This window comes from Thalassospira profundimaris, from assembly GCF_003326755.1.
In the GTDB taxonomy this organism is placed as follows: Bacteria; Pseudomonadota; Alphaproteobacteria; order Rhodospirillales; family Thalassospiraceae; genus Thalassospira; species Thalassospira profundimaris_B.
Genome location: NZ_JPWH01000002.1, coordinates 313,337 through 330,994 on the forward strand (window position 1 = coordinate 313,337; position 17,658 = coordinate 330,994).

General features: G+C 53.6%; 15 protein-coding genes. 7 read left to right on the plus strand and 8 right to left on the minus strand.

Annotated elements, in window-relative coordinates; translation table 11 throughout:
- Positions 1-111: 111 nt before the first annotated feature.
- The 3 genes from TH25_RS04455 to TH25_RS04465 form a co-directional block, all read right to left on the minus strand.
- Positions 112-1,152, minus strand: coding sequence for a DMT family transporter (locus TH25_RS04455; protein WP_114087216.1), 1,041 nt, complete (start codon positions 1,150-1,152; stop codon positions 112-114).
- Positions 1,153-1,252: 100 nt separating this feature from the next.
- The gene (locus TH25_RS04460; RefSeq protein ID WP_114087217.1) at positions 1,253-1,546 is read right to left on the minus strand and encodes a hypothetical protein; all 294 of its coding nucleotides are present in this window, start codon (positions 1,544-1,546) and stop codon (positions 1,253-1,255) included.
- A gap of 143 nt (positions 1,547-1,689) precedes the next feature.
- Positions 1,690-2,598: a DMT family transporter gene (locus TH25_RS04465; protein ID WP_114087218.1), complete on the minus strand. Its 909-nt coding sequence runs from the start codon at positions 2,596-2,598 to the stop codon at positions 1,690-1,692.
- Positions 2,599-2,793: 195 nt separating this feature from the next.
- Here TH25_RS04465 and TH25_RS04470 point away from each other — a divergent pair, with 195 nt between their 5' ends.
- On the plus strand, positions 2,794-3,735 hold the full coding sequence (locus tag TH25_RS04470) for an AraC family transcriptional regulator (RefSeq protein ID WP_114087219.1): 942 nt from the start codon (positions 2,794-2,796) through the stop codon (positions 3,733-3,735).
- Positions 3,736-3,754: 19 nt separating this feature from the next.
- Here the strand turns inward: TH25_RS04470 and TH25_RS04475 are convergent, their stop codons facing one another.
- Positions 3,755-5,341 carry an adenylate/guanylate cyclase domain-containing protein gene (locus tag TH25_RS04475; RefSeq protein WP_114087220.1) on the minus strand — a complete coding sequence of 529 codons (1,587 nt, stop codon included), beginning with the start codon at positions 5,339-5,341 and terminating at the stop codon, positions 3,755-3,757.
- Between the two features lie 194 nt (positions 5,342-5,535).
- Between TH25_RS04475 and TH25_RS04480 the strand changes: the two genes are divergently transcribed.
- From TH25_RS04480 to TH25_RS04495, 4 genes are all read left to right on the plus strand, one after another.
- On the plus strand, positions 5,536-6,435 hold the full coding sequence (locus tag TH25_RS04480; RefSeq protein ID WP_181847399.1) for an AraC family transcriptional regulator: 900 nt from the start codon (positions 5,536-5,538) through the stop codon (positions 6,433-6,435).
- Between the two features lie 95 nt (positions 6,436-6,530).
- Positions 6,531-7,427, plus strand: coding sequence for an aromatic amino acid exporter YddG (gene yddG / locus TH25_RS04485; RefSeq protein ID WP_114087222.1), 897 nt, complete (start codon positions 6,531-6,533; stop codon positions 7,425-7,427).
- Positions 7,428-7,615: 188 nt separating this feature from the next.
- The gene (locus TH25_RS04490; protein WP_181847401.1) at positions 7,616-9,397 is read left to right on the plus strand and encodes a sulfotransferase family protein; all 1,782 of its coding nucleotides are present in this window, start codon (positions 7,616-7,618) and stop codon (positions 9,395-9,397) included.
- 159 nt (positions 9,398-9,556) lie between these two features.
- The gene (locus TH25_RS04495) at positions 9,557-10,534 is read left to right on the plus strand and encodes an adenosine deaminase (protein ID WP_114087224.1); all 978 of its coding nucleotides are present in this window, start codon (positions 9,557-9,559) and stop codon (positions 10,532-10,534) included.
- A gap of 24 nt (positions 10,535-10,558) precedes the next feature.
- Here TH25_RS04495 and TH25_RS04500 read toward each other — a convergent pair whose 3' ends face one another.
- From TH25_RS04500 to TH25_RS04510, 3 genes are all read right to left on the minus strand, one after another.
- Entirely contained in the window at positions 10,559-11,554 is a 996-nt protein-coding gene (locus tag TH25_RS04500) for an alpha/beta fold hydrolase (RefSeq protein WP_114087225.1), read from the minus strand.
- Between the two features lie 124 nt (positions 11,555-11,678).
- Positions 11,679-12,974 (minus strand): alpha/beta hydrolase, encoded by a 1,296-nt coding sequence (locus tag TH25_RS04505; protein ID WP_114087226.1) that lies wholly within the window; start codon positions 12,972-12,974, stop codon positions 11,679-11,681.
- A 158-nt stretch (positions 12,975-13,132) separates the two neighbouring features.
- Positions 13,133-13,537: an OsmC family protein gene (locus TH25_RS04510; protein ID WP_114087227.1), complete on the minus strand. Its 405-nt coding sequence runs from the start codon at positions 13,535-13,537 to the stop codon at positions 13,133-13,135.
- A gap of 259 nt (positions 13,538-13,796) precedes the next feature.
- Between TH25_RS04510 and TH25_RS04515 the strand changes: the two genes are divergently transcribed.
- Together TH25_RS04515 and TH25_RS04520 are read left to right on the plus strand one after the other, a co-directional pair.
- Positions 13,797-14,150, plus strand: coding sequence for a hypothetical protein (locus tag TH25_RS04515; RefSeq protein WP_114087228.1), 354 nt, complete (start codon positions 13,797-13,799; stop codon positions 14,148-14,150).
- A 138-nt stretch (positions 14,151-14,288) separates the two neighbouring features.
- Positions 14,289-16,004, plus strand: a complete 1,716-nt coding sequence (locus TH25_RS04520; protein WP_258549028.1) for a sensor domain-containing protein — start codon at positions 14,289-14,291, stop codon at positions 16,002-16,004.
- A gap of 205 nt (positions 16,005-16,209) precedes the next feature.
- On the opposite strand, the gene glnA is transcribed toward TH25_RS04520, so the two are convergent.
- A complete protein-coding gene (glnA, locus tag TH25_RS04525; protein ID WP_114087229.1) occupies positions 16,210-17,619 on the minus strand; it encodes a type I glutamate--ammonia ligase in 1,410 nt (469 codons plus the stop codon).
- Positions 17,620-17,658 lie beyond the last annotated feature (39 nt).

Sequence of the window (17,658 nt, forward strand, 5' to 3'; positions counted from 1 at the left end):
AATACAATGCTTCGGGTCATCTTTATCAAGCTGTATCGCTGCATTTGTGTGACCCTGTGCATTGTCGTCCGGTTCTGGTCACGAGATATTCCCTTTTTCAGGGAACAGTGTTCACTTTATTCTTCTAGAGGGTGTTGCGGATGGCGATTTGCGGGCGCTGTTAAACAGCCATGCCAATGGCCGACCATCAATAATCGCAAGGCCCAGTCCAATGACCATCATGCCGACAATATCCGTCATATGCAGTTGTTCGCCCAAAAAAGCCACCCCCAGCAGAATGGCACTTACCGGGATCAGGAATGTGACCAGTAAAAGATTGCTGGCACCGGCACGGTTTAGCAGCTTGAAATACAGAATATAGGCCAGTGCGGTCGAGATACTGGCAATACCCAGCACCGCCAGCCAAGCCGGCAGTCCCGGCATCGCCAATTGCCAGGGTTTATCAACCAGCAAAGCGATCGGGGCGAGCACGATGCTGCTGCCTGTGGTTTGCCCGGCAGCGGTGACTATTGGCGGAACGGATTTGAAACGACGGCCAAAAACACCTGCACATCCATAGGAAAAGGCGGCACCCAGTACGGCAAGCGGTGCGATGGCAGAAAGGGACAGGCTGGTTGCAGCGGACAGACCCGTGACAATAACAACTCCCATAAAGCCTGTGATGACACCGGTGATTTTCCGCCAGGTCAGCTTCTCGGTATCGGTGGCGATATGGGCGATGATCAGCGTAAAAAGTGGTGTGGTGGCGTTCAAAATGGCGGCAAGGCCACTTGCGATATGGGTCTGGCTCCAGACGATCAGGGAAAAGGGGATGACATTATTTAAAATTCCCATGATCAGAAAACTGGGCCATAGCATGGGCGCGCGCGGGATCGAAACACCGCGCAATCCAATTGCCAGCCACAGAATGGCCGTTGCAAGGGCAACCCGCGCAAGCACCAGGGTAAAGGGTGGCACCGCGCGCAGGGCAATTTCGGTAAAGAAAAACGACCCGCCCCATAAAATTGAAAGCGTGATCAAAAGAACCCAGCTTAGGCCATCCATGCTTTGCGATGCGGTGCCGGGTTCTTTTTTCTGCAAATTGGCAGGCGGCGGTGAAATGGCGGGAGGCAGGCGCCGCGATGGGGCGCCCTGGCGGGTTGCGTGCGACATGATGGCTCCGTAGCTGTGAATCTCGGGAAGATCAGGTTAAGGGAGCTTTCTGTTTGTCGCTCGCCATCTTCGGACTCTGTGCTGGCAGTGAAAGGCGGCTTTAAAACCGGACAAGATAGCGATGGTTGCGCAAATCCCGCGTGTCGCGCTCATATTGGCGGGGTGCCAGGCCAATATCGGCCCGCTGGCTGTTTGTCAGGTCGTCTACCCGCAATTTGTTTTTGCGACGGACGAGGCAGCCTGCCAAATGGTCGATAAAATCGTTCACGCCTTTAAGAAAGCGGTTAAGCCATTTGGGCCAGTCTGTGCCGGGCTTGGGGACGTGCAATGTGTGTGACGCTAAATCGACAGGCTTGGCGTTGTCGATGGCGGGCTGGCAGGGCATGTCGGACATGTTATTCCTCCTGGAATTGCAAATCTGAAAAAAGGTTTTGGCTGCAATTCCAGAAGGGTAGAGGCGGTTCTTGTGGCGTGCTCGCCGTTTTCGGAAGTGAACCTTTGTGATCCTAATGTGCGTTAGGATCGTGGTGGCCCGAATTATTGCGCAATTTCCGGTGCCGGTATTTTGCGTTTGCGCATCGGCATCCGGGCAAAAATGGTAATATTGCCCAGCAGGATCAGGGCAAGCCCGGCCGCTCCTGTTGGTGTCCAGATATAGCCTTCCAGGAAGGTTGAAACCGTAAGTGCGACCACGGGAAACAGAACCGTGACATAGGCCGCCTTGCCCGCACCAACTCGGTTAACCAGTGCCAGATAGGCCAGAAATGCAATGATCGAGCCGGGAATAGCCAGATACAGCAATCCGGCAATGTAGTACGGGTCTGTTGGTAAAACCGGCACTTCGCCGCGCAGCAAACCAAATACCAGCAATAATGCGGCACCATAGGCCATGCCCCGTACCACGGCATCGCGGGTGGGAACGCCCATTTTATGCAATTTTACCGATACCATATTGCCAGCGGCAAAAACGGCGGTACCCCCCAGGGCGCAGGCCATGCCGGTAATGGCGGCTGCATTGTGCGACAGTGTTGCCAACTGGTTGGCAAACAGGCAAACAATGCCACCCAGACCCAGGATGGCGCCTCCGACAAAGCGCATACCGGGGCGCTGGCCGTAAAACACCCAGTTCCCCAGGGCATTAAAAATGGTTGATGTGGTAAATAACACGGCGATAATGCCGCTGGCGATGTAGGACGACGCGGTATACATCAAAATGAAGTTGATGGCGAAAAGCCCGCAGCCCAATAGAAATATCCAAGGATGGGCGCGCCACGGCACCGGGCGCAGACGACCCGTCAGCCCCATAAAGCCCGCGAGGACTATCGCGGCAAGACCAAAGCGGTAGAAGATCGATATTTCAATCGGTATCGGGCCAATTTGCAGTTTGATGGCATACCAGGTAAATCCCCAGCACAGGGTGACAATGGCAAACAGGATTGCGGTCATGGGGCGCTCTTGCATTTGATGTTATTGACCGTGATATAGGCAGGAATTTGCTGCGTGGCTTTCACGATATTGCGGTCTTTTTCACAATCTTGCGCAAAAATGTCCGATGATCAGGGCAGGGCTGGTCAAAACCGGTTTGGCGGTTCAGTATAAGGGCATGGTTTGTCGCCTCCCGGCTTTGGAACACCTTATCAAATGACACTGCCCCGTTATCAGAATTACACGGTTTTTAACGAACTGAAAAACGATGCCGATATTGTGTCGGCAGGGGATTTTGGTGACGAAATTTCCGCAGTGCGCTGGCATCGGGATTCTTATGCCCAAAGCCGTTATGACGACCCGGATCATCATACACTCAGCCTGTATCTTGATGGCGGAACCGGCATTTTGCGCGAACAGGGGTCGGTGCCATTATCGGGTGGTGGTCCTGGCCGTGTGTGCGTCATGCCCGCGCATATTTCGTCGGACTGGATGGTGCGGGGGCAGGTGGAACTGTTTCATCTTTATATTCCCGTCGCTGCCTGGGATCGCGCCGTTATTCAAATGCTTGATCGCGATCCCGCCCGGATCGAATTGACAGAGAAGGTTTTCTGGATTGATCCGGCGGTTGAAAAAATGGTGCGTCAGGTGATTTTGCCGCTCGACTGGGATGCACCGGCGGATCGTCTCGTCATGTCGGCAGCGGGTTATGGTCTTTTGGGGCATTTGCTTTCTGAGTATACCGCGCAAAAACCCGGTATGAACGTTATTCGTGGCGGGTTGAGCATGGCGGTGCGTCGGCGTGTTACCGATTATATCGCCGCGCATCTGGAATGTGCTATTACGCTTGATGATCTTGCTAGTGTGGCCGGGCTTTCGGTATTTCACTTTTCACGCATGTTTCGTGCCTCGCTGGGCGAGGCCCCGCACCAGTTTGTGTTGCGCAAACGGGTCGAACAGGCGCGCCATATGCTACGTGACCGTCAATTGGGCCTGGCGGAAATTGCCGTGAGGTGTGGTTTTTCCAGCCAGGCACATTTTACCACCCGTTTTGGTCACATCGTTGGGGTTTCGCCAGCCCGCTATCGCCAGATCGTGCAAGATGGCACCCTGCGCGATCAGGAGATGACAACCGCTTTGTGGCGATTTTCACCATAAGATCAAGGGAAACAGGCGGTTACCTATCGTTGGTTTCGGGCGGGTTTGGCGACGTGTGGGTGTCTGCCACAGTGAATAGTCCGACAGGTGACTGGCGTCCGCGTATGGCATGCTCGCCCAAATCAATAAAGCTGACATCGCGCTGTAGATCACGATGAGCCATAATCAGATCGCGGGTTGTTTTGCTGATCAGGATTTCCGTCCCCGTTTCCTTGTTATAGTTTTCCAGCCGGGATGCCAGATTAGCCGTATCGCCCTGAATGGTAAAATCGATGCGGTCACTGGAACCGACCGGCCCTGCCACAACCGGCCCGGAATGAATGCCAATTCTGGTTTTCATCATCAGGTTGTCGTCCCCGAAACGGGAATTGCGGGTAATGTTGCGAATACCCAGGGCGGCGTCTAAGGCATGTATCGCATGATAAGGGTCATCGTGCAGAACATTGAAGGCGGCATGAAGGGCATCGCCGACATAATTCATGACAACGCCGCCATGATGGCGGATGGGCGCATTAACCTGGTCAAAATAGTCGTTCAGCAGGCTGATAACCTGTTGCGGTGCCAAGTTTTCCGACATGGCGGTAAAATCGCTGATGTCGCAAAACATGACGGTAGCAAATCTGAGTTCGCCTGCCGCACGCGGGTCACCGCTTTGTTCGCGCTGCAGGGCCAGTTCCACAACATCGCGGCTGACATAACGTTCAAAGGCGCGACGCATGTTTTCGCGTTCGGCAAGGCCGGCGGCCATATGGTTAAAGTCGGCGGCAAGCTGGCCGATTTCGTCGTCACTGGCAATCGGACTGCGTGCCGTGAAATCGGCCCGGGCGATTTTTTGCATCACATCACGCAGATAGCGGATGGGGCGGGTCAGGGTGCGGTTAATAAAAAACAGGCACAGGATGGCCGCCGTTTCGGTTGCAATCACATCAAGAATGACAGCCTGCTGCGTCGAAAGGCCTTGCAATGCCCTGATTTCGGGAAACAGGGTAAGGTCAAGCAAAATGGCGAGCGATGAAATCAGAGTTAACAGCAAAAAGACAATGGCCAGACGTGGCCCGATGCGGGCCTGACCGGGGGCAAAGGCAACTTGCCAGTTCTCGAACATGTTGCGTCGCACGGTTTCCGCCCGGTCAAGGGCAGCAAAATAGGCATAAATGGCAAAATGCGCGGCATAGGCAAAGCTGAACCACAAACCCGCTGTTATGCGTGTTGCCAGCGGCACGGTGCTGGCAAGTGCGGGATCATGAACCAGAAAAACGCCGCTGCCAAAGGCGGCGGTACAGTAAATCAGCCCAACACAGAAGGCCCATAAGGTGGAATGGATATGCAGGCTGTTAAGCCGTCTTTTTGCGTGTGCAAGTTGGGTCCTGTCGCCAGATTGCAGGCTTTTGATCGCCCGGTTGATAGGGCGGAACAACAGGGCCGCACCAACGGCATTTACCCCGATCAAAACGACAATATTTAACATCAGTGCGCGCGCCAGCACACTGCTGTGCCCGGAAATCAGGACATAGGCCCCGGTAAAACAGAAATCGATGGTTGCCATGCCCGCCATTGCGATGACATAGCGGCGCAGTTTGCTGGGGTGCTCGTGCTTTGCCTGCATAATATTTTCTTGTTTGGGGCGACAGGGGGATTGAAAGTGATGATGGTGTTCGCCCGTTTCGTCAAAATTGAAGCTGGAACTTTATACGTGGCGATTTGTCAGCTTGATTAATCACGATAATGTGTCGCAAAATCCGTCTGGTGATCCCGGTGTTTTATGAAAACCTTCAGGGATACGTAAACAGGAAGGAAATCGTGCTTAGTTTTCGCCATTATCGGTCTGAAACCCTGACACACAGCCATGATGATTTTCACCAGATCATCATTTCGCATCATGGTGTTTTGGATTTGGATGTTGACGGGAAAGGGGGCGAGGTCCGGGGGCGGCAAATTGCCTTTGTTCCGGCCGGGGCCAAACATGCCTATCGTGCCCAGGGCATGAACCGGTTTCTTGTCATCGATCTGGATGCCCGACTGGCGGCAAATGCGGGAATAGAACAGCTTTGGCATCAGGCAGGTGGCGGGGCCTATCTTTCGGTGGCGCGCGATATCCGTTTTGGCGACCTTGAAAATCTGCTGGCGGTAAAACCGGCTTTTAGTCAGGCCGGGTCTGACCTTTCGTACCCCGGGGCAAGGGACTTTCCCCTGATGACAGGGGTAAATGCGAATGCTGCTGTTGCCAGTTGGGAACATGCACGGGATTTGTCCGGTCAGTATCATATGTTACCGTTCCTCAATGACCTGCTGCGGGCAGCCCACACGGGCACAAAGGCCGGAAATGTCAGATATGATCCCTTGCAAGAGCAAGCAGGCGGTATCCCCCTGCGTTTGACACGGGCAATGGAATGGGCTGCCGCGCGTTTGAACGAAACTGTCAGCATTGCCGGAATGGCCCGGATTGCCGCCCTGTCTGAAAGTGCGCTTTTTGCCGCGTTCGAGCGATATGTCGGCTGTTCCCCCATGCGCTGGCTGGCGGCAGTGCGGCTTGATTTCGGGCGTGATTTGCTGGCGGACAGTAAAAATACCGAAACGATCGGCGAGATCGCAAGGCAGGTAGGGTTTCAGGATCAGGCGGCCTTTTCGCGGGCTTTTTCACGCCGTTTCGGGCGATCACCCGCGCAATATCGTAAACAGTGCCAATTAGGCGACAAGTGACGCCCCTGGAAAACAGGAGTTTGAGCAAAGACACATCCGGGATCCGCTTTTAGGATCCAAAGCCATCGATGTGACACATGTAATGGAAAACGATGATGTCTTTGCTCGCGCCGAGAACCAGGGCAACCTTGATTGGGACGATTGCCGTTTTGCTGTGGGCCTTGCTGGCTCTGTTTACCACCCAGGTTAAATCCATTCCGCCGTTTCAACTGGTCAGCCTGTGTTTTGCCATTGCCGCCATCTTTAGTGGCCTTTGGATTTCCCGCAGGGGTTTGTCATCCTTTCGTGCCTTGCGTCAACCGGTTGGGGCGTGGGTTTTGTCGGTGGGCGGCTTGTTTGGCTATCATTTTTTCTACTTTGTCGCTCTTGCCAATGCCCCTGCCGTTGATGCCAGTTTGATCGCCTATTTATGGCCTTTGTTTATCGTGCTGCTATCAGCCCTGCTGCCAGGAGAACGACTGCGCTGGTTTCATATTGCCGGGGCCATATGCGGGCTGGGCGGGGCGGCGGTACTTGTGACCAAGGGGCAGGGGGTTCATTTTGACCCCGCATTTGCTGTTGGTTATGGCGCGGCACTGGTTTGTTCCGTTTTATGGTCCGGTTATTCGGTTTTGAACCGTCGTTATCGTGCTGTTCCGGTGGAGGCCGTGTGCGGGTTTTGTGCCGGGGCGGCGATATTGGGTTTTATCACGCATGGTTTGCTTGAAACCTGGGTAACACCCGATGCCATGCAGTGGCTTGCCATCGCGGGATTGGGGCTTGGCCCGGTCGGCGTTGCCTTTTTTGTCTGGGATTACGGCACCAAACATGGCGATATTCAGGTGCTTGGTGTCTCGGCCTATGCCGCCCCGCTGTTATCGACCCTGATTTTGATCGCCGTTGGCCGTGCGCCAGCAAGCCCGGCGGTTATCTGGGGATGTTTGCTGATTGTTGGCGGCGCACTGTTGGCGTCCAAAAACATGATACGGCGACGCCCTCAAAAAGTAGTTTGAAGGTTGTTTTTTATTTCCCATTGATAAACCTGGCATTTAACTGCCGGGTTTATTTTTTGGTGGATTATTTGTGACGGTGAAACATTTTTAGATTGTGCGTCGCGATATAAATGACTTAAAGTCATAGATGCGCCGGGGAATTTCGGGGGAAATGACACCACGGTTTTAAAATGCTTCGGGACACAATTATGAAGCAAACGCATAATAAAGAATCGCTATCCTCGATGAAGGAAGCGATGGCGGGACGAGAGTTTGACAGGGCGGCGGCTATTGGCGCTAAACTGCTTAAAACCCACCCAAAAGGGGTGGAATTGCTGTTGATGACGAGCGTTGCCGAACTTCAGGGTTCGCAGCCGCGCCGTGCTTTCCCCTATTTGTCCAGATTATTGCCCATTGTGCCGGTGACGGGGCGTCATATCGGTATGGTATTGCAAAACCTGCTGGTTTTTGCGCGCGCAACAGGTGACTATCATTCAGTAATTGCGCTGGCGGAAAAACAGTATCGCCAAAACCGGCACGAACCGCTTTTTGCTGAATATCTGGCAAATGTCATTATTGAACATGACAAGTATATTTCGGCAGCGCCCACCTATTCGCCCGATATCATGCGGGCGATGACATTACTGGAAAACATTCCGCCGACATTTTCGCGTTATTATGAAAGCCAAAAGGCACTTGCCCAGCTTTATATTCGGGTTGAAATGGCCGACAAAGGCCTGGCTTTATATGATAAACTGGTGGCTGACAGACCGGATGACAGACATTTGCGTCTTTTGCAGGTTTCCGCCCAGGCCCTGAGCGGTCAGGTGGATCCGGCTGTATGCAACAGCCTTGACCTGATTGAAAATCAAGGGGAAACCAACACCCAGCCTTATCTGGTTGTGTCGTTTTTGCGCCCGCATGTTATGCCAGATCGGGCAATACCGTTTCTGGAAGGGGTGTTTGCCGATACAAAGCAACATTCGCAGCATCGTTTTAATGCGGCCTTTGCCCTTGCCCGGACTGCGGAAGTGCGCCAGCAGTTTGAAACGGCCTTTGAATGGTATCAAAAGGGGCATACCGCGCATCGCGCCGCTGTCGCCTATGATGGCCAGAAGGAACTGGCCGAGATTGACCGCATCATCGCGTTGACCAGGCAGGATGCCGCCCGCATGGCCGGGCATGATGCCATTGTGGCGAAACTTGCTGCCGATGATGACAAGGCCGCGCCCCGGCCGGTTTTTATTGTGGGAATGCCACGATCGGGCACAACCCTGACAGAACGCATTATCGGGGCACATCGTGATGTTTATGCGGCGGGTGAGGCAGGCGATTTTGCCCGTGCCGTGGCGGAAGTTGTGGGGCCGGGCGCCATTTCGACACAAATGGAGCGCATTGACGACAGGGCGGCCCGGGCCATCCGAAAAAAATACCTCGCCGCCATGAAGGGCTATGCCCCTGATGCCAAAATGGTTGCCAACAAAACACCGGCAAACTTTTTACGACTGGGGCAGATCCGCCGTGTTTTCCCTGATGCGCCGGTCATTCATTGTCAGCGGCATCCTTTGGCGACCACGCTTTCGATCTATACAACGCCATTTGCGACCCCCATGCGCTTTGCCGATAGCCTCCAGGACCTTGCGGATTATTACCGCGGCTATGAAAAGATCATGGCAGCGTTTTCATCCGTGGATGAAAACGGGCAGATTTTTGATTTGTCCTACGAGGAACTGGTGGGGGACCCGGAAACGGTTGCGCCAAATGTGCTGGCCCATTGCGGGCTGGAATGGCAGGCTGAATGTCTGGAATTTTATCGCAGCCGCCAGGCCGCCCGGACCGCCAGCCTGATGCAGGTCCGCCGACCGATCAACGCTGAATCGGTTGACAAGTGGCAGCGTTTCAAGCCCTACATCGGCCCGCTTGCCGAACTGGCCGGGACCGAAGAAAAGGTTGGCAAACCCGAAAGCGATAAACAGACCGAAGCCGCCTGACGGTTCTTTGACAGTGTTTCCCAATTGCTTATCGTTTATGCAGCCGTTCCGTTATCGGGACGGCTGTTTTGGCTTCGGGGTAAAAACAGGCTTCATTTTGCTGTGCAAAGCCGCTACCTGTGAATAATTATAAACCGTTGTTCAAACCATGAGGGCACCATGACACTGACCCTTCCCAAGGCGGAACTGCATTTGCATCTGGAAGGGGCGATGACGCCCGATCTGGTTCGATTGTTTGCCGCACGTAATGGTATCACTGTCGAAGATGGTCTTTATGACGAAAATGATCGTTATATCTGGGCCGATTTTCCGCAGTTTCTTGATTGTTATGATCGCGCCAGCGGTGTTATTCGCACGCGCCAGGATTATAGCGACCTGACCTGCCATTATCTGGTCCAACAGGCCAAAATCGGCGCGTTATATGTCGAACTGTTTTGTTCGCCCTCTCATGCGGCAATGCAGGGGCTGTCCTTTGACGATCATTTGCTGGCGGTGGCCGATGGCATTGACCAGGCCTATCAGCAAAGCGGAATTATTGGCCGTATCGTTATGACCTGTGTGCGCCATTTGGGGCCGGAACAGGCCGTTGATGTTGCCCGCCAGACGGTCGCCTGTTCGCACCCCTATATTGTTGGTTTTGGCATGGGCGGTAATGAAAGCCTTTTTACCCAAAAGGACTTTTATCCGGCTTATAAACTGGCTGCTGACGCCGGCCTTGGCTGCACCACCCACGCCGGCGAGGTTGTCGGCCCCGAAAGTGTGTGGGATGCGATTGACCATTTGCCTGTGGACCGGATTGGTCACGGTGTGCGCGCAATCGAGGACGAGAAACTGGTTGCAGAACTGGCAAAACGCGGCATTGTGCTGGAGGTTTGCCCTGGCTCCAATATCGCCCTTTCGGTTTATCCCGATTATCAAAGCCACCCTTTGCGCAAATTGTACGATGCCGGGGTCAAGGTGACGCTGGGGTCGGACGACCCGCCGTTTTTCCATACAACCCTGGCCGATGAATATCAGCGTGCCAGCGATCTTTTCGGGTTTACGGATGATGAATTGCGCGGCATGACCCGGACGGCCCTTCAGGCTGCCTATGTTGATGCGGAAACCAAAGCCGTGCTTCTTGCAAAATGTGATTAACGGGTGTTAGCGGCTGACGAATTGTCAGCCTGCTGCCTGTGCTTCGGGCATGGTGGGCACAGGGTGTTTTGCCGCGTCGTTCAGCCAGTCACCATGATGTTGAGCCACATGTTTTTCAAAAATATCCCAGAACCGGTTGCGCAATTCGTCGCGTTCCTGAAGGATTTCGTGGCGTGACCCTGCCACTTCATGCAGGGTGACATCAGGATGTTGCGAAAACAGCCGTTTGGTTGCCGCATTGCTGACGACCCGGTCATTCCCGGAAATGATCATGGTTGTTGGCGGCAGAGAACGGGCGTTTTTTTGTGTCGCTTTGCCCGCTGCTTCGGCCAACTGGAAGTCCAGTAACGCCTGGGCACGAAAACAGGCGTCAAGCCAGCCCGCCGATACACCGCCGATCATGAGCTCCGGCTGTTTGTGCAGTAACGCAAAGCTGCGTTCATAACGCCCCTGGTCCGAGGTCAGCAGATTATCGGGGTTGAAGGGTTGAAGCGGGGACAACATCTTTTGACCCGGCAGGTATTTTTTATCCATCCCGGCCTTGCACAGGCTGCCCGAGATCACCTTGGCCAGGCGTACCATCCAGTCCGGCCCTGCCAGGCCAAAGAACGGCGCAATCATCAAGGCTGATGAAAACTGTTCTGGTGCAGCAAGCAACAGATTAATGCCCACCAGGCCCCCGGTTGAATGGGTCATCAGCATGGGGCAGTCAATGTCGTGGCGTGCCTTGACATAATCGGCGACAATGTGGGCATCTTCGACATAATGGGCAATATCGCGGACATAGCCCATTTCCGGAACCGGTGTTTCACGCAGGGAACCACCCTGTCCGCGAAAATCAAAGGTTACACAGCCAATGTTGCGCGCTGCGAGGTCGCGGGCGGTTTCGCTGTAACGCTCGATGAATTCGGCCCGGCCCTGAAGAATAAAAATATGGCCGCGTGCATTTTTTGGCGACGAAATGCCATATCGCAGTTTCGTCCCGTTCGAGGACAGGCAATGCTGAATTTCAAATGGCATGCGATTGGTCTCGTCTTGGCGGCATCACAAAGGACAGGGGATAAACAAAACCCGCAATATCGGGACAGGGCTTTGCCGCAATGTTGTTGGATTAATAACTAAATGGGGTAACGATTGGAAAAGATCAATGTTCCAGCGCCTTATGGACGAAATCGGACATTTTTATCATCATGCGTCCGAAATCGGGGTTAAAGGTTCCGCGCCGTAAGGTGCCGGGCGTGGCAGAGTCCACAAGGTTGGTTTCGCCGTAAATGGCGTCCTCATTATCGGCCTTGCAGGCTTTTTGATTTTCAGGTTCGCTGTAATGGTCGCAACGGCGAAAATCGCCATTCAGGCCATAGTGTGGGTTATCGGGGCGCATGGTCAGGGCGGTATGGGCCATATTGACGGTTCGATAGTCCGGATTGGCCGATTTGACACTGTCAATATTGTCGCATATCGGCTGTATCCTGTCTTCGACAGCCTTTTCCTCGCCCTGGTACCATATCATGTAACGGTCATCAGATTCGACTTTGCCGCAAAAGAAATGCAGGGCCACTTCTGCCCGAACCGTACGATCATCCGAGGACGCGGCCATAAAAACCGGTACAGTTAGCGGTGGCAGCGTGTATTCGTCAAACGGAACGGTTAGCAGCTGAAATTCCGCTGCCGCATTCATCGGCAGGGATTCATATTTTGCCACGTCATGATCGCCGCGTTTTTCCACCCAGGGCATCACATAACGCAAATAGGGACTAAGCCATGCGAGGTCGCTATAGGCCTTGAAACCGGGCGAGAGCAATATCATCGCGGCAAGTTCCGGATCTTTGCGATGGTCCTCTGCCGCGCGCGCCAGCAATGCCGCCCCCATTGAATAGCCAACCGGGATGATGTGCCGAATATCGGTGTCAAAACTTTCAAAGCCGTATGTGACCATATTTTGCCAGTCATCGCGGCTTATGTCGCGCAAGTCGCCGGGTACGGTGCCGTGGCCTGGTAACAGAAGGCCATGCACTGTCGCGCAGGGGAACGCCTCATGCAGGGAGTTCGCAACATCACTTAGCAGATAGGGGCCATCAGAAAGCCCGTGGACCATTAAAAACCCTACGCCATCGCCATTGGTAACGGTTTTGCCTTTTTGGCGACAGGCAGCACTATCGGGTTTTATCTCGTAGGGGGCACGGATATTGACCGCTTCTTCAAGGGAATAGGGGCCAAAAGGCTGCTTTTCGTGCTTAAACCGGATGTCAGACAGGACCGTGCGAATTTTATCCCGGCTGTCGCTGATATATGCGTCATAAGGGGTGCCGGGCGGGGGCGTGGTAATGGCATGTCCGGAGGCCTCATAACGTTCAGGCCCTTTGTCGCAGGCGCTAACAAGGCAAAGACCGGCCAGAACAAGGCAGATTTGCGCACGGGCGGTGAACCTTGAAAACAGCATGAAGAGGAATCCTGTGGTGACGATAATATCCGGCCCCAATTGTAAAATAGGGGCAGGGTTATTGCTTCATATCACATGACGGCGGGACAAAAAATGGCAACGGCGTTCCTGTCGCTGCCGTTGCCATTTAAAACCGGTTGCAGGGTATCAATACCCGGTTAATCCAGCAGTTCCCAGCTATGGGTCAGTTCGGCAGCCTTTGACAGCATAATAGAGGCCGAGCAATATTTTTCAGCTGAAAGGTGAACCGCCCGTTCAATTTTGGCTTCGTTAAGGTTTTCACCGCGCACTTTGAAATGCAGATGGATTTTGGTGAAAACCTTGGGATCAGTTTCGGCGCGTTCGGCGGTGATGTCGGTTTCAACATCCTGGACGTTTTCACGCCCCTTTTGCAGGATGTGTACCACGTCGATGGACGAACAACCGGCAACCCCCAACAGCAGCATTTCCATCGGGCTGGGGCCATAACCATTTTCGCGATCACCGTCCATGACAACACCATGACCGGATCCACTGGTGCCGGTGAAAGTCAGGTTATCGAGCCATTTTACGCGTGCTTGCATTTTGCCTGTTCCTTTGCATGTCGTCCCGTTCAACGCGGGATAAAAATCCGTATGGATTTACCTCTAGCCGGACACACGGGTGCTATCAAGCCCGCAATTGGTCGAAAGAAAAGTCGTTCGGGTGATGGTAAACGGGTAAATCATGCAAATATCATAAAAAATGCCAGCTTTAGGCATTTTGTGATGATAATGAATGCGTTAATATAACCTTATGTACAATATGGTTTGCTTGGCTGTTAACCATAGGGGGCACCTCGAAATGACCGATGATCCTGGCCGCACAAAAAGCCGTTTTCGTATGGCACTTGAACATGTCATCCGGGAGATTAACCATGAGGTGATCAGTCCGGCGATCCCTGATTTGACGGTTGATGAAATTTTGCCGTTAATGGTGTCCGTCGCCCGTTCCCGGGCGGAGTATTTGCGCTATGCCTTCAAGCTGGCGGGGGATGGTAAAGCCAACCATCCTACCGAGGCGGAAGTTCTTAAATTGCGCCAGTTACGTGAGGCGTATGAGGAAATGAAGGCCGCAAGCCAGGAGCTCGAACATTGCGTTGATCGGGGATATATCGATCTGGCGGATAACCCGACGGCCAAAAAGCCTGCCAGTTGAGCGGTTATCTTCGGGTTCTGTGCGATACGGGGAATGCAGCTTGTTTTTCAACGGTAACGCCGTGTGGGCACAATATGTTTGTAAATTTGTTTTTGACGTAAGCAGGGGGTGCGCCGAAATTCGGCGCGTATAGGTGCATTGGCGATCAGCTCTGATATTGTTGCGACGGCGGCCTTGGCACGTGACGGCATCATATTTCTTTCCGCATCCGATTTGTCCATTCAGCATGCCAATCCGCATGCGCTCGATATGCTCGCCAAGGTCTCTCTTGGTCTTAAGCCGGGAACGGCGTTAAAGCAGTTTTTGGCTCTGCTCTCGCGCGAGGTAAAGTTTGACGATAGCGACGGGGTGGAAGCTGTCCGCAAGGCGTTGTCGCAAATCGGCAAGAAAGGCGAACAGGAATTACCCGGCTTTGGTGTCGGGGATATACGTGTCTCCTGGTGCAAGGTGGATGGGCCGTCGGGGATGCAGGTTTTGATGTTGCGTGACATTACGCGCAGCGAAGCCATGACCCGTGCGCTGACCGATCACAAGTTTTTCATTCAGCATCTGATCGATGTTTTGCCTATTCCGATTTATGTCAAAAATCTTGAAGGTGTGATCAATCGTTGCAACACCGCCTTCTCGGCCTTGATCGGCAGCAAACTTGACGCGGTTTTGGGGCGCAAATCGGCCGATGTTGCGCCCACCCAGCTTGATAAAACCATGCAGTCAAAGGAAAAGCCGCTTTTGACCCGTGAAGGGAATATCAGCGAAGAAATTACCTTTGAAAATCATGAAGGTATGGAAAAGACGGCGATTTTTGCCGCCTCAACCCTGAAAACCCCTGGTGGTGTGATCGGCGGAACCATTGGGTCGCTGATTGATATTACATCGCTGAAAAAGGCAGAGGCCGAAGTGGCCGGTGCGGCCGCACGATTGACCGATATTTTGCAAAAGGCCCCGATCGGGGTCGGGATTTCGGATCGGGAAACCGGCAAGTTTCTGTTTTTTAACCGCACGTTTATCGAATTGCTTGGCCTTAAAGTAGACTCTGACGGGGAAGGCGACGACGATGCTGACACCCCCGAGGAAATGAAGAAAAAGCTTCTGACCGATGCGACGGACAGTATTTTACTGTCCGAACGCTATCGTGAAAAAAGTCTTTTTGAAATGGATGCAATGGGCGAACTGCACGATGTGGAGTTGCGCATCCGCCCCCAGGGGGCGAAGGAGGCCCGCTGGCTCAAAACATCGCTGGAACCGGTACCCTTTGAGGGCCGGGAAGCCGTTTTGTGGTGGGTTGCCGACATTACCAAACAAAAAATGGCGGCGCGCGAATTGCAAAACAAGGCCAATAATGACGAATTGACCGGTCTGGCCAACCGCGCCCGTTTTATGCAGAAGCTCAACCATTGTGAATCGGTACTGCGTGGGACAGAAACCCCTGCGGCGGTGTTTTTGCTGGATCTGGATGGCTTTAAACAGGTTAACGACACGCTGGGACACGCGGCGGGGGACTATGTTTTGGTGGAAACCGCGCGTCGCCTGGTGCGGGTTGCCCGCCGGGCAGACGAAATTTCCCGTTTGGGGGGTGATGAATTTACCATGGTTTTTGTCAATAAAGGTCGGGCACCGGAAATGGCAAAAATGGCCGATGAAATTCTCAAGGCGCTGGCGGAACCCTATGTCTGGCAGGGCAAGCCCTGTCCGATTGGGGCGTCTATCGGTATTTCCGTCTTTGATGGCGGGTTTTGTGACATGAACGAACAGCTTCGCCGTGCTGACAAGGCGATGTATCAGGTCAAACTGGCGGGCAAAGGAAAATATGCCATCTATGACGCAGCCAGGGATGCTGACCTGATCGAGGAATAAACCTGTTTGTCCTTCTGTCACCCCCGTTCGCAAATCTGTGTGGACGGGGTTTTTATTGCCAAATGAACACTTCCAGTCAGTCCTTTGCCTTTATTTGACTGCGGGTTTTCGATGCCGGCAGGGTGTGGTCCGATAAAGAAGCCGATAAAGAAAACGCCCGACAAAATGCCGGGCGTTTCCAAAAACAAGGTAATTGGCGAACCAATCAGCCGCTGTAATACATGTCAAATTCGACCGGGTGCGGCGACTGTTCAAAACGGATGACTTCTTCCATTTTCAGACCGATATAGGCATCGATCAAATCGTCGCTCATCACGTCGCCCTTCTTCAGGAACTCGCGGTCCTTGTCCAGGCTTTCCAGGGCTTCACGCAGCGATGCGCAAACGGTCGGAACTTCTTTGAGTTCTTCCGGCGGAAGATCATAGAGGTTCTTGTCCATTGCTTCGCCCGGATGGATCTTGTTTTCGATGCCGTCAAGGCCAGCCATCAGCATGGCAGAGAATGCCAGGTACGGGTTGGCAAGGGCATCGGGGAAGCGGATTTCAACGCGCTTGCCCTTCGGCGAAGCGGTGTAGGGAATACGGCAGGAAGCCGAACGGTTACGGGCAGAATATGCCAGCAGAACCGGTGCTTCAAAACCCGGAACCAGACGCTTGTAGCTGTTGGTGGTCGGGTTGGTAAATGCGTTCAGCGCCTTGGCGTGCTTGATGATACCGCCAATGTAGTAAAGGGCGGTGTCAGACAGGTCAGCATAACCGTTACCGGCAAACAGCGGCTTGCCTTCGTTCCAGATCGACTGGTGGGTGTGCATGCCAGAACCGTTGTCGCCCCATACCGGCTTCGGCATGAAGGTTGCGGTTTTGCCATACTGGTGTGCAACCATGTGGATGCAGTATTTGTAGATCTGGATCGCGTCAGCATGTTCGATCAGGGTGCCAAAACCGATACCCAGTTCGTGCTGCGACGGAGCAACTTCGTGGTGGTGCTTTTCGCAACGCACGCCCATTTCGTTGATGTAGTTGACCATTTCTGCACGGATGTCGTTGGCCGAGTCAACCGGCTGTACCGGGAAGTAACCGCCCTTCGGACCCGGGCGATGGCCGCGGTTGCCGCCTTCAAATTCGGTGCCGGTGTTGTAGGGGCCTTCTTCGGAGTCAAGCTGGTAGCCCATGCCTTCGCCAGCGGTGGTCCAGCGAACGTCGTCGAACATGAAGAATTCGGGTTCGGCACCGAAATAGGCGGTATCGCCAATGCCAGCCGATTTCATGTAAGCAAGTGCGCGTTTTGCAGTCGAACGCGGGCAGCGTTCGTAACCCTGGCCGGTTGCCGGTTCGATAACGTCACAGAAAACAATCAGGGTCGGCTGTGCGGTGAACGGATCAACAACAGCGGTCGAGGGATCGGGCATCAGAACCATGTCGGATTCATTGATTTCTTTCCAGCCCGAAATGGACGAACCGTCAAACATGATGCCGTCGGTGAAAACGTCTTCATCGATCGAGCAGATGTCCTGTGCGGTGTGCTGCCATTTACCTTTGGAATCGGTAAAGCGCAGGTCCACGAACTGGATGCCTTTTTCTTTGATCAAATTCAGTACTGAAGCAGCGTCAGACATGATGCAACCCTTTAAAACTCAATAATTAGCGACCGTCGT

Excerpts from the sequence above, each read along its gene's own strand:
- TH25_RS04455 (WP_114087216.1), bottom strand. The coding sequence starts at position 1,152 with ATGTCGCACGCAACCCGCCAGGGCGCCCCATCGCGGCGCCTGCCTCCC.
- TH25_RS04460 (WP_114087217.1), bottom strand. The coding sequence starts at position 1,546 with ATGTCCGACATGCCCTGCCAGCCCGCCATCGACAACGCCAAGCCTGTC.
- TH25_RS04465 (WP_114087218.1), bottom strand. The coding sequence starts at position 2,598 with ATGACCGCAATCCTGTTTGCCATTGTCACCCTGTGCTGGGGATTTACC.
- TH25_RS04470 (WP_114087219.1), top strand. The coding sequence starts at position 2,794 with ATGACACTGCCCCGTTATCAGAATTACACGGTTTTTAACGAACTGAAA.
- TH25_RS04475 (WP_114087220.1), bottom strand. The coding sequence starts at position 5,341 with ATGCAGGCAAAGCACGAGCACCCCAGCAAACTGCGCCGCTATGTCATC.
- yddG (WP_114087222.1), top strand. The coding sequence starts at position 6,531 with ATGTCTTTGCTCGCGCCGAGAACCAGGGCAACCTTGATTGGGACGATT.
- TH25_RS04490 (WP_181847401.1), top strand. The coding sequence starts at position 7,616 with ATGAAGCAAACGCATAATAAAGAATCGCTATCCTCGATGAAGGAAGCG.
- TH25_RS04495 (WP_114087224.1), top strand. The coding sequence starts at position 9,557 with ATGACACTGACCCTTCCCAAGGCGGAACTGCATTTGCATCTGGAAGGG.
- TH25_RS04500 (WP_114087225.1), bottom strand. The coding sequence starts at position 11,554 with ATGCCATTTGAAATTCAGCATTGCCTGTCCTCGAACGGGACGAAACTG.
- TH25_RS04505 (WP_114087226.1), bottom strand. The coding sequence starts at position 12,974 with ATGCTGTTTTCAAGGTTCACCGCCCGTGCGCAAATCTGCCTTGTTCTG.
- TH25_RS04510 (WP_114087227.1), bottom strand. The coding sequence starts at position 13,537 with ATGCAAGCACGCGTAAAATGGCTCGATAACCTGACTTTCACCGGCACC.
- TH25_RS04515 (WP_114087228.1), top strand. The coding sequence starts at position 13,797 with ATGACCGATGATCCTGGCCGCACAAAAAGCCGTTTTCGTATGGCACTT.
- glnA (WP_114087229.1), bottom strand. The coding sequence starts at position 17,619 with ATGTCTGACGCTGCTTCAGTACTGAATTTGATCAAAGAAAAAGGCATC.